Origin of the sequence: Turicibacter bilis (assembly GCF_024499055.1) — a bacterium.
In the GTDB taxonomy this organism is placed as follows: domain Bacteria; phylum Bacillota_I; class Bacilli_A; order MOL361; family Turicibacteraceae; genus Turicibacter; species Turicibacter bilis.
Genome location: NZ_CP071249.1, coordinates 632,002 through 644,254, shown reverse-complemented (window position 1 = coordinate 644,254; position 12,253 = coordinate 632,002). Strand labels below are relative to the sequence as shown.

At 36.2% G+C, this 12,253-nt stretch carries 12 protein-coding genes; 11 read left to right on the top strand and 1 reads right to left on the bottom strand.

Annotated features, from left to right (window positions below; translation table 11 throughout):
• Positions 1-155 precede the first annotated feature (155 nt).
• The 9 genes from trxA (at position 156) to J0J69_RS02990 (ending at position 10,080) form a co-directional block, all read left to right on the top strand.
• Entirely contained in the window at positions 156-470 is a 315-nt protein-coding gene (trxA, locus tag J0J69_RS03030) for a thioredoxin (RefSeq protein WP_212725916.1), read from the top strand.
• Between the two features lie 207 nt (positions 471-677).
• On the top strand, positions 678-1,700 hold the full coding sequence (gene hrcA / locus J0J69_RS03025) for a heat-inducible transcriptional repressor HrcA (protein ID WP_212725915.1): 1,023 nt from the start codon (positions 678-680) through the stop codon (positions 1,698-1,700).
• 12 nt (positions 1,701-1,712) lie between these two features.
• Positions 1,713-2,270, top strand: coding sequence for a nucleotide exchange factor GrpE (gene grpE, locus J0J69_RS03020; RefSeq protein ID WP_212725914.1), 558 nt, complete (start codon positions 1,713-1,715; stop codon positions 2,268-2,270).
• 25 nt (positions 2,271-2,295) lie between these two features.
• The gene (dnaK, locus tag J0J69_RS03015; RefSeq protein ID WP_055244835.1) at positions 2,296-4,104 is read left to right on the top strand and encodes a molecular chaperone DnaK; all 1,809 of its coding nucleotides are present in this window, start codon (positions 2,296-2,298) and stop codon (positions 4,102-4,104) included.
• An 87-nt stretch (positions 4,105-4,191) separates the two neighbouring features.
• Complete coding sequence (gene dnaJ, locus J0J69_RS03010) at positions 4,192-5,334, top strand: molecular chaperone DnaJ (RefSeq protein WP_055244834.1); 1,143 nt, start codon at positions 4,192-4,194, stop codon at positions 5,332-5,334.
• 211 nt (positions 5,335-5,545) lie between these two features.
• The gene (prmA, locus tag J0J69_RS03005; protein WP_055277445.1) at positions 5,546-6,490 is read left to right on the top strand and encodes a 50S ribosomal protein L11 methyltransferase; all 945 of its coding nucleotides are present in this window, start codon (positions 5,546-5,548) and stop codon (positions 6,488-6,490) included.
• Positions 6,491-6,531: 41 nt separating this feature from the next.
• On the top strand, positions 6,532-7,278 hold the full coding sequence (locus tag J0J69_RS03000) for a 16S rRNA (uracil(1498)-N(3))-methyltransferase (protein ID WP_055277443.1): 747 nt from the start codon (positions 6,532-6,534) through the stop codon (positions 7,276-7,278).
• A gap of 33 nt (positions 7,279-7,311) precedes the next feature.
• Entirely contained in the window at positions 7,312-8,616 is a 1,305-nt protein-coding gene (mtaB, locus tag J0J69_RS02995; RefSeq protein ID WP_055244828.1) for a tRNA (N(6)-L-threonylcarbamoyladenosine(37)-C(2))-methylthiotransferase MtaB, read from the top strand.
• 21 nt (positions 8,617-8,637) lie between these two features.
• Positions 8,638-10,080 (top strand): UDP-N-acetylmuramoyl-L-alanyl-D-glutamate--2,6-diaminopimelate ligase, encoded by a 1,443-nt coding sequence (locus tag J0J69_RS02990; protein ID WP_055244826.1) that lies wholly within the window; start codon positions 8,638-8,640, stop codon positions 10,078-10,080.
• Positions 10,081-10,112: 32 nt separating this feature from the next.
• Here J0J69_RS02990 and J0J69_RS02985 read toward each other — a convergent pair whose 3' ends face one another.
• A complete protein-coding gene (locus J0J69_RS02985) occupies positions 10,113-11,426 on the bottom strand; it encodes a lipid II:glycine glycyltransferase FemX (RefSeq protein WP_055244824.1) in 1,314 nt (437 codons plus the stop codon).
• Between the two features lie 160 nt (positions 11,427-11,586).
• Between J0J69_RS02985 and rpsU the strand changes: the two genes are divergently transcribed.
• Positions 11,587-11,775 carry a 30S ribosomal protein S21 gene (rpsU, locus tag J0J69_RS02980; RefSeq protein ID WP_055244821.1) on the top strand — a complete coding sequence of 63 codons (189 nt, stop codon included), beginning with the start codon at positions 11,587-11,589 and terminating at the stop codon, positions 11,773-11,775.
• Positions 11,776-11,795: 20 nt separating this feature from the next.
• Positions 11,796-12,248 (top strand): GatB/YqeY domain-containing protein, encoded by a 453-nt coding sequence (locus J0J69_RS02975; RefSeq protein ID WP_055244819.1) that lies wholly within the window; start codon positions 11,796-11,798, stop codon positions 12,246-12,248.
• The last annotated feature ends 5 nt before the right edge of the window (positions 12,249-12,253 follow it).

Below are 12,253 nucleotides of genomic sequence, written 5' to 3'. Positions count from 1 at the left end.
TATAAAATTCATGTTTTTGAAAATTTTAGTTCATGCTCTTGTGGATACATTCTGATAAATGTGAGATAATATGGGGGAAAGTGCAAATTATTTGTAATTTCATGGAAATGTGCTATACTAAAGTATAGAAAAAGGGTATAAAAGGAGGAATGAACATGTCAGTCATTCATGCAACAGAAGAATCATTTGCTCAAGAAATCGCAAGTGGATTAGTATTAGTTGACTTCTATGCTGATTGGTGTGGACCATGTAAAATGATTGCACCAGTTTTAGATGAATTAGCAACAGAGTTAGAAGGAACAGCAAAAATTGTTAAAGTAAACGTAGATAACTGTCCAGCAGTTGCAGCTGAATATAAAGTAATGTCAATTCCAACATTAATTTTATTCAAAGATGGACAAGCAGTTCAACAAACAGTAGGTTTCCAACCTAAAGCCTCATTATTATCATTAATTGAAACAAATAAATAATGAAATTTAAAAAAGAGGGTACACTATGCATTGTACCTTCTTTTGTTTTATTATCAGCCATTGTCTATCTCGAAAACGTCTGATTTGAGTTTGTATAATAAAGATAAAAAACAAAAAAATTAGCACTATAGTGTTGACAGTGCTAATAGAGTTTTATATAATGGTATTAGCACTTAGGGTTAATGAGTGCTAAAAGAGGTGTTTACATTGCTAACAGAACGTCAAATATTAGTTTTAAAGGCAATTGTAGAAGAGTTCATACAAACTGCACAACCAGTTGGTTCGCGAATCCTTTCTAAAAAGGAGGAGTTAAACTTCTCTGCTGCAACCATTCGTAATGATATGGCGGATTTAGAAGATTTGGGATTTATTGAAAAAACTCATACATCAAGTGGTCGTGTGCCTAGTCAGAAAGGCTATCGCTATTATGTAGATTTTATTGTAAATCAAGAACCGATGGAGACAACACCAGAAGTAGGAATATTTAGACAATTGTTAGATCAAAAACAATTTGAACGTGAAACAACGATTAAAGAAGCTGTGAAGCTCTTATCGAGTTTGACTAACTACACATCGATTTTACTTGGACCTTCTAGAGATTATAGTCGAGTGAAAAAAATTCAACTTGTTCCAATCTCAGAACGTCAAGCGGTGTTTGTTTTGATTACAGATCAAGGCCATGTAGAAAGTCGAACAATTACTCTTCCAACTAATATTGATATGACTAGAATGGAAAGCATTATCAAAGCACTCGATGAGTTATTAGTAGGAGAATACATTGGACAGGTTCATGAAAAATTGACAGAAAGTTTTGAACATCAATTACATGATTTTATTTCTTATAAAGAAGAAATTATGTATACGATGCTACAACTTTTAACCCAGTCATTAAATCAACAAAATTATATTTTGAGTGGGAAGTCAAATATTTTAAAACAACCTGAATTTAACGATTTAGATAAAGCGTATCATTTATTTAATATGATTGAAGCTGATGAAATTGTTAAAGTAATAGAAGCCGACGAAGACGGCCATCAATTAACGGTTAAAATTGGACAAGAGAATGAGATTAAAGCGATGGAGAATTGTACGCTAATTACAGTTCCTTATCAGATTAGTGATCATGAATTTGGTAAAATTGCGGTACTAGGTCCGACCCGAATGGAGTATCGTAAAATTATTCCACTTCTTGAACAAGTTGCTCGAATCATGTCTGATTTATATAAATAGGAGGTGGGACGATTGAATAAGGATGCCCAATCAGTTGAGGAATTAAATGAAGAAAATGTGGAAGCTGTAGAATCAACGTGCTGCCAAGAAGAGTCTGAAGCAACAGAAACAGTTGAAACAATCTCTGAAACTGAAAGTTTAAAGCAGCAAATTGAAGAGTTAAAAGATCAATTGCTACGTAATGCGGCAGAGCTTGAAAACTTCAAGCGTCGTATGAATGAAGAACGTGCACGTGAAGTAAAGTATCGTTCGCAATCAATTGTAACAAATATTATTCCAGCAATTGATAACTTTGAACGTGCATTATCAAGTACGGTTGAAGATGAAAATACGAAAACATTCTTAACAGGATTTAAAATGATCCATGCTCAATTAGTGGATGCTCTTAAACAAGAAGGAGTAGAAGTAATCGTAGCAGAGGGTGTTGCTTTCGACCCAACAGTACACCAAGCAGTGATGCAAGAAGCTGTAGAAGGTGTAGAATCAGGAATGGTATTACAAGAGTTACAAAAAGGATATAAGCTAAAGGATCGTGTGATCCGACCATCAATGGTAAAAGTTAGCGAATAATATAGATTAAGGAGGATGAATCTCTATGGGTAAAATTATCGGTATCGACTTAGGAACAACAAACTCATGTGTTTCTGTAATGGAAGGTGGAGAGGCAAAGGTTATTGCTAATCCAGAAGGAGCTCGTACAACACCATCTGTTGTTTCATTTAAAGGTGAAGAACGTCAAGTTGGTGATGTGGCTAAACGTCAGGCAATTACGAACCCAAATACAATTATGTCAATCAAACGTCATATGGGAACAAACCACAAAGTGACAGTTGAAGGGAAAGAATATACACCACAAGAAATTTCAGCAATCATTTTACAAAACTTAAAAGCTACTGCTGAGGCTTACTTAGGTGAACCAGTAACAGAAGCTGTTATTACAGTACCTGCTTACTTTAATGATGCTGAGCGTCAAGCGACAAAAGATGCTGGACGTATCGCTGGTTTAGATGTAAAACGTATTATTAATGAGCCAACTGCAGCTGCATTAGCATACGGATTAGATAAAACAGATAAAGAACAAATCATCTTAGTATATGATTTAGGTGGAGGAACATTCGACGTATCTATCTTAGATTTAGCAGATGGAACATTCGAAGTATTAGCTACAGCAGGAGATAACCGCTTAGGTGGAGATGACTTCGACCAAGTGATTATTGATTGGTTAGTTAAAGAGTTCAAATCAGAAACTGGTGTTGATTTATCAGCAGATAAAATGGCAATGCAACGTTTAAAAGATGCAGCTGAAAAAGCGAAAAAAGACTTATCAGGGGTAACTTCAGTCCAAATTTCATTACCATTTATCTCAATGAATGCCACAGGTCCTTTACACTTAGAAAAAACATTATCTCGTGCACAATTTGATGCGATGACTGCACCGTTAGTAGAACGTACAATGGGACCAGTTCGTCAAGCATTAAAAGATGCAAAAATGACAGCTAATGACTTAGATCAAGTATTATTAGTTGGTGGATCAACTCGTATCCCAGCAGTTCAAGCAGCAATTAAAAATGAATTAGGAAAAGAACCTAATAAAGGAGTAAACCCAGATGAAGTAGTAGCAATGGGTGCTGCAATTCAAGGTGGAGTCTTACAAGGTGACGTTAAAGACATCTTATTATTAGACGTAACTCCATTATCATTAGGTATCGAAACAATGGGACAAGTTATGACAGTATTAATCCCTCGTAACACAACAATCCCAACTTCAAAATCACAAGTATTCTCAACTGCAGCGGATAACCAACCAGCAGTAGATATTCATGTCTTACAAGGTGAACGTCCAATGGCAAGTGATAATAAAACATTAGGACGCTTCCAATTAGGAGATATCCCACCAGCACCACGCGGAATCCCTCAAATCGAAGTAACATTCGATATCGATGCAAATGGTATTGTAAATGTTAAGGCAAAAGATTTAGGAACACAAAAAGAGCAACGTATCACAATTACTTCAGGATCAGGATTAACTGACGAAGAAATCGATCGCATGGTACGTGAAGCTGAAGAAAATGCAGATGCAGATGCTAAACGTAAAGAGCAAGCAGAACTTCGCAATGAAGCAGAACAATTAATCTTCGCAGCTAAAAAATCAGTCACTGAATTAGGGGATGAAGTAACTGCAGAAGAAAAAGCAAATGTTGAATCTGGTGTTGAAGCATTAGAAAAAGCATTAAGCGAAGGAAATGTAGATGAAATTAAAGCGAAAAAAGAAGAACTTGAAAAAGTGGCTCAAGAATTAGCAGTTAAAGTTTATTCAAAAGCAGCTGAAGCTGGGCAAGCCGCTCAAGGTGGAGCAGAATCAGGTGACGATTCAGTAGTAGACGCTGAATATAAAGAAGTATAATAAAAAAGTAAAAAGTCAAAGTCTACTATGACTTTGACTTTTTTTTATGGTATAGTTAGGAAAGTAAAAGAAGGAGGGTAAAAAGGCATGGCAAAACGTGATTATTATGAAGTCCTTGGGGTTTCAAAATCAGCAAGTGATATCGAAATCAAACGTGCTTATCGTAAATTAGCGAAACAATACCATCCCGATGTTTCAACAGAGGAAAATGCAGAAGAGAAATTTAAAGAAGTTCAAGAAGCTTATGATGTGTTAAGTGATGAACAAAAACGTGCTGCATATGATCAGTTTGGACATGCAGGAGCAGAAGGCTTTGGTGGACAAGGTGGATTTGGTGGCTTTGGAGGCTTCGGCGGTGCCGGAGGATTTGAAGACATTGGTGATATTTTTGAAAGTATGTTCGGCGGAGGATTTGGTGGCTTTGGCGGAGGTGCCAGTCGTCGTAATCCAAATGCTCCACAACGCGGAAATGATTTACAACAAGCCATTACTATTTCATTTGAAGAGGCAGCCTTTGGAACAACGAAAGAAATTTCAGTTAATCGTGAAGAAGAGTGTACGAAATGTGGTGGAAGTGGTGCGCGTTCAAAAGATGATGTGGAAACATGTTCACGTTGTAGTGGAAGCGGTCGCGTAACTGAAGTTCAAAATACGATTTTAGGTCGCGTGCAAACACAAACTGTTTGTCCAGATTGTCATGGAGCTGGTAAGAAAATTAAACATAAGTGTGATGCTTGTCATGGTCGTGGAACAGTTAATAAAACAAAAACAATTGAAGTCAAAGTTCCTGCAGGAATTGATGATGGACAACAAATCCGCTTAAGTGGACAAGGTGAAGCGGGACGTAATGGTGGTCCAAGTGGTGATTTATATGTCGCATTCCGTGTTTTACCACATGATTTCTTCATCCGTGATGGATACGATTTACGTTGTGAAATTCCAATTTCATTCTCTCAAGCGGCATTAGGAGCAGAAGTTGAAGTTCCAACGTTAAATGGTAAAGTAGCGTTGAAGATTCCGGAAGGAACTCAATCAGGGACTGAGTTTAGAGTTCGTAATAAAGGAATTAAGTACATTAACCGCGAAATGACGGGAGACTTATACGTTAAAGTTAAATTAGTCGTACCTAAAAAACTTAACCATCGTCAACGTGAATTATTACATGAATTTGATCAATTAGAAGATAAATCAGGATCAATTTGGGATAAGTTAAAAAAAGCTTTTAAATAATAATAAGGGTTGTGAGTTTTGTTCTCACAACCTTTTTTATACTAAAGATTTATAAATTTACAGAATTAAACAAAGAGACATAATTTTATGTTTGATTGATTTTGTGTTATAATTAGAAAATGAGAAAAAATAGCTATCGAGTCGAGAATTGTTATTTGATTGTTATAACAACTTGAATGGATAGTACGATAATTTAAAATGAGGTGACCATATGAACTGGTTAGAACTAAGTTTTCATACAACTCATGAGGCATTTGATTTAGTTAGCAATATTTTTATTGAAGCTGGTTCAAAGGGAGTACTAGTAGAAGACTCAAATACATTAACAGAAGCTCATGAAGATCATTTTGGTGAGATTTATCGCTTAAATCCTGATGACTATCCAACAACAGGTGTGGTTATTAAAGGTTACTTAGCGGTCACATCAGATATTGAAAATCAATTAGAGTTTGTAAGAACGCAATTATTAAATTTAAAACTGGATCATTATGACCATAATAAATTGGAGATTAAAATGTTAGATGAAGAAGATTGGGCGAATAGTTGGAAAAAGCATTATAACCCAATCGAAATCACTAAGACATTAGTCATTAAGCCATGTTGGTTAGAGCCAACAACGGATCCATCGGTCGTTGAAATTATGTTAGATCCAGGAATGGCCTTTGGTTCGGGAACACACGAAACCACACAACTTTGTCTAGAATTAATCGAAAAATATGTGAATTCTCAACAAGTTGTGGTCGATGTTGGGACAGGGTCAGGAATTTTGGCAATTGCAGCGTCAAAACTTGGGGCGAAGTCAGTTTATGCCGTCGACTTAGATGCGATGGCTGTGATTCGTGCGAAAGAAAATATTGAAATGAATCATTGTCAAAATATTTTAGTTGAAAAAAATAATTTAATTGATGGAGTAGGTGCTTTAGGGCAACAACCAACCTTAATGGTAGCTAATATTTTAGCCCCTATTATCATTAATATGTTAAGCGATGTTGAAAAAGTATTACCGGTTGGTAAAACATTTATCTGTTCAGGAATTGTCGATCATGAAAAAGACGCAGTGGTACAAGCATTAAATGCTCATCATTTTACAGTAACTGAAGTAAAAGAGAAGAATGGATGGGTTGCTATTGTGGCAATCTATAATGGTTGCAAGTAGTAATTGTAAATAGAGAATAATCAGTCATTGGAGGCAATGGAATGCAACGCTATTTTTTAAACAATACTCAATTTCAAGGGGATGGTGCCATTATTACGGGTGATGATGCGCATCATATGTCACGTGTCATGCGTATGGAGCCAGGTGATCAAATTATTGTATGTAATGAAGATAAAGCGTGTCACTTTGCAACCATTAAGCAAATGAATGGACAAGAGATTGAAGTTACATTAGACTCTGTAATTGAAGCACAAACAGAGCTTCCAATTGAAGTGACAATTGCACATGGGTTACCAAAAGGTGATAAATTTGAATGGGTGATTCAAAAGGCAACGGAATGTGGGGCTAGTGAGTTTATTCCACTTAATATGGAACGTTCAGTTGTAAAGTTAGATGCGAAAAAAGCGAGTAAGAAAGTAGAACGTTGGAATAAGATTGCCAAAGAAGCAGCAGAGCAATCGCATCGACAAATGGTTCCGACAGTTACTGATGTTTATACATTTAAGCAATTATTAGATCGAGCTTCACAATATGATGTTTGTTTATTTGCCTATGAAGAAACAGCAAAACAAGGGCAGTTAGCGCAGTTAAAGCAATCACTAAGGGAGATTCAAACGAATGGTAAGATGCTAGTAGTGGTTGGGCCTGAAGGTGGAATTAGTGAAAAAGAAGAGACATTATTACTACAATCAGGATTTAAACCTTGTGCGTTAGGGCCACGTATTTTAAGGACGGAAACGGCACCGATTTATATTTTAAGTGCCATTTCGTACGCATTAGAATTATAAAAGACAACAAGAGTATGGAAAGGATTGATTTTGATGCCAACTGTAGCATTTCATACCCTGGGATGTAAGGTAAATCATTACGAAACAGAAGCGGTATGGGAATTATTTAAAAACGAAGGTTATGAGAAAGTAGACTTTAAAGAAGTAGCAGATGTATATATCATTAATACATGTACAGTGACAAATACGGGAGATAAAAAGAGTCGTCAAGTGATTCGACGTGCGATTCGTCGTAATCCAGAAGCCGTGATGTGTGTGATGGGATGTTATGCGCAAACGAAACCAAAAGAGATTATGGATATTGATGGGGTGGATATTGTCATCGGGACACATGGTCGTGATCAAATTCCAGCCTTAGTACAAAAATATCGTGAAGAGCGTCAACCTATTTCACAAATTCAAAATGTCTTTAAAGTGGATGGATTTGAGACTTTAAATGTCACACAATTCTCAGACCGTACACGTGCCACATTAAAAATCCAAGATGGATGTAATAATTTCTGTACATACTGTATCATTCCATGGGCACGTGGAACTGTTCGTTCACAAAAACCAGAAGTCGTGATAGAACAAGTTAAACAATTAGTTGAACATGGACATTGTGAAGTAGTTTTAACAGGGATTCACACAGCTGCCTATGGAGAAGATTTAGAAGATTATAGCTTCGGTAAGTTATTACAAGACTTAATTGAGATTGAAGGATTAAAACGTATCCGTATTTCATCGATTGAGGCATCAGAAGTAACAGATGATGTCATTGCAGCGATGAAGAAATCGGATAAAATTGTAAATCATTTACATATGCCAATTCAAGCGGGTTCAGATACGATTTTAAAAGGGATGAAACGTCCATATACGTTAGCTGAGTTTGAACAAAAAGTGACTGAATTACGTGAGTTATTTGATAACTTAGCGATTACAACAGACGTGATCGTTGGATTCCCTGGTGAAACAGAAGAATTATTTAATGAAACATTAGAAACAATTAAACGTATTGGATTCTCTGAGTTACACGTCTTCCCTTATTCAGTTCGTAATGGAACACCAGCTGCACGTATGGAAAACCAAGTGCCTGAACTTATTAAGTCAATGCGTGTGAATCAATTATTAGCATTAAGTGAGCAATTAGCTAAAGAGTATGCAAGTTCATGTGAAGGGAAAGTGTTACAAGTCATTCCGGAAGAAGTCTCTCATACAAATGAAGGGTACTTAGTTGGGCATGCTAGTAACTATGTGAAAGTTGAGTTTAAAGGGACACCTGATCTCATTGGAGAGGTTGTACCAGTTAAAGTTGTGAAAGCAGATTATCCAATCTGTCAAGGGGAAATGGTTAAGTAACAGTGAATGAGAGGCGATGGCATGGATATTAAGTTATTATTTGATGTAGATTTTGATTTGAAAGTGACGGGAATCTCAACTGATAACCGTCTTGTTCAACCAGGTGATTTATTTGTCTGTATTAAGGGGTATACAGTTGATGGTCATCGCTTTGCAAAACAGGCAGAAGTTGCGGGAGCAGTTGCTATTGTTTGTGAGCAATCGATTGAAAATATAGGGATTCCACAAATCATTGTGGCAGATACAAAAGCTGAGTTACCTCGTTTAGCCCATTTAATCTTTAATAAACCGACTGAAAAGTTAAATTTATTTGGGTTAACAGGAACAAATGGTAAAACCACGACGGCCTATATTTTAGAACATTTACTAGGTGGATTTGAGGGACATGTTGGTTACATTGGAACGAATGGAATTCGTTATGGTGAGGTATTTATAGAACCGAGAAATACCACTCCTGAACCATTAAGCTTACAACAAACGTTTAACAACATGGTTAAAGCCGGTGTTCAAAATGTAGCGATTGAAGTTTCATCACATGCATTAGAACTTCACCGCGTGGATTACTGTCGCTTTAAAGTTGCATTATTTACGAATTTAACACCCGAACACTTAGATTTCCACCCAACAATGGAAGAATATTTTGAAGCAAAATATAAATTATTTACAATGTTAACGCCGGATGGTTATGGAATTGTGAATCTTGATGACGAATATGGGATTCAACTAGTGAATCGACTTAAAGCGGCTCAGCAACGTTTCTATACGTATGCCATTGAAAAGGATGCTGACTTTAGAGCGTTAGATGTGAGGATGACAACATCTGGGACGACCTTTACTTTGAAATCACCAGTAGGTCAGTACGAAGTGAAAACACCATTACTTGGAACATTTAATGTGCATAATGCATTAGGTGCTATGGCTTCGGCTTATGCAGCGGGAATGCCAATGGAACAAATCGTCTCATTGATTGCAAAATTATCGCCTGTTGATGGTCGTATGGAGATTATTAATGAGGGACAGGATTTTACAGTTATTGTGGATTATGCTCATACACCTGATGGGGTAGAGAAGGTTTTAGAATTTGTGAATGATATTAAACAAAGTTCTGTTAAAGTCGTGATCGGTTGTCCAGGTGACCGTGATCGTACAAAACGTCCCGTGATTGCAAAATTATCTGTGGATTATGCGGATGATGTCATTTTTACAACGGATGACCCTCATTCAGAAGACCCAGTCGATATCTTAAATGAAATGACACAAGGAATGGAAGAAAGTCATTATGAAGTCATTGTTGATCGTATTAAAGCAATTGAAGCAGCGATTAATAAAGCTCAGAAAAATGATATTGTCTTAATTGCAGGTCGTGGTCATGAAAAGGTTCAATATTGGAAAAGTGGAAATATTGAATTAGATGATCGTGAAGTAGCAAAAGAAATTTTACGTAAAAAACTTCAAATTGGATAAAAAAAGTGTTCCTCAATCGAGGAACACTTTTTTTAATGCTTTTTCTGACGTAATTTTTTCTTGAATTTTTTAAATTGTGGGAGTAGTTTGGTCCAAGCGAAATAACCGATTGGATCGATCACGTAATCAAATTCCCCAATGAATTCAGTAAAGTCTCCGCCAAATCCCTTTTTAAAACGATATAGACCGTATAGTGGGTCAGACTCGTCCGTTTTTCCACTGATTCCAAAGAAGTCATAGATTTCATAGCCAGCTTTTTTAGCTTCCGTGAAGGCTTGCCACTGAATATAATAGTTAGGCATGAATTCACGATACACATTATCACTTGCTCCGTATAAGTACCATGACTTGTTACCAAAGTAAGTCGCGATAATTCCTGACATTGTGATACCAGTAGGATGCTCTTCGTATAATTTTTGAAGCTCTTCTTTTTGTTGCGTTAAGTTTTTTAATTTATTTGCCTCAGGTTCTAATTTGTTTTGAAGTTTTTGGCGCTTTTTCTCATTTAACTCTTTATTTTGAAGTTGAGCTTGTAAATTAGAAATTGATTGTTCGGTTTGCGCTAATTCTTCTTCGATATTTGCTAAGGCCTGTTTTGTATTTAATTTAGCTAAGTAAAGTTTACACATTTCATTTGGTGCCAAAGTGTCATACATATCTTCAAAATAAGAGAGAGGGCGTGTTAAGAATCCATCGCGTTCACCAGTGACACGCATAATCGCTTCAAATGTTTTTAAATCTTCACGATTTCCTTCAACAATTTCAATTCCTTTTTTCTGAGCGACCTTAATGTTATAGCGTGTTTTAGAATGGCATCCTTGTAATAAGTCTTTTTCTGAAGGGGTTAAATCTAAACGGAATGTATAACGAGGTTGAATGCTAGAATCAAAGTCTTGAGTGAATCCAAGGTGACGATAGCCTAAGTTCGTTAAAGTTTGAAGAAGTTCATTATTTGGGGCAGCACCTTCAACTTTCTCCCCATCAACTGTACGATCAACATATTTAATATCTGGATCAATTTTGATAAAGATCGCTTTTTTAGATTTGGCATATTGACGCATCGCTTCTGTGAATGTTTGGAGTAGTTGAGCATCATTAAAGTCAATAATATATCCGCGTGGGATATATAAGAAAGGACGTTTGATAATCGGAAGGAAGCGAATCAGAACGAGCGCTCCTGCAACTAAGTTTCCATCTTTATCTTCTAATCCGACGGTATCGAATGACCAGTCAGGTGATTTTGATTTGAAGACTCCCCATTCGTAGCTTTGTAAAAAGTGATTTTTTTGATGGCTGGCAGCGAAAGTATTAAAACGTTCTGCTGATAAATTGGTCACAAATTTCATAAAACTCCACCTTTAAGTTCTTGTTTATCAATAATATTATTATCGTTTATTATTATAACATAAAATCATTTTAATGAATTTATTTTGTTTTGTTTACAGAACCCGATATATGTTGTATAATATTACTGTTAATCGTAGCGAAGCGGAAGGAGGGTTAGTGGTGGCTAAAACTGTAGTTCGAAAAAACGAATCATTAGATGATGCATTACGTCGTTTTAAGAGAGAAGTATCTAAAGTAGGTACCCTTACTGAAGCTCGTAAACGTGAATATTACGTTAAACCGAGTATCAAACGTAAACAAAAATCTGAAGCAGCTCGTAAAACAGCTAGCAAACGTAACAAATACTAATTTTTAAATAGGTGATTTCAGTGGCATTACTCGATCAATTAAATGCTGATATGAAAGAGGCAATGAAAGCGAAACAAAAGGATCGCTTATCTGTCATTCGTATGTTAAAAGCATCTTTACAAAATGAATCAATTCATTTAGGTGTAGCAGAGTTAAATGAAGAACAGGAATTAACTGTTCTGTCACGTGAAGTTAAACAACGTCGAGATTCTTTAAAAGAATTTAGAGATGCTGATCGTGAAGATTTAGCAGAAAAAATCGAGCAAGAGTTAGTGTACTTAAATGCTTATTTACCAGCACAACTTACTGAGGAAGAGATTAAACAACTTATATCTGAAACAGCTAAAATGATTAACGCAATCAATCCATCTGACATGGGTAAGTTGATGGGTGCAATCGTTCCTAAAACAAAGGGACGTGCAGACGGTGCCCTAGTAAGTACATTAGTGAAAGCTTACTTAAACCAAAACTAAAACAC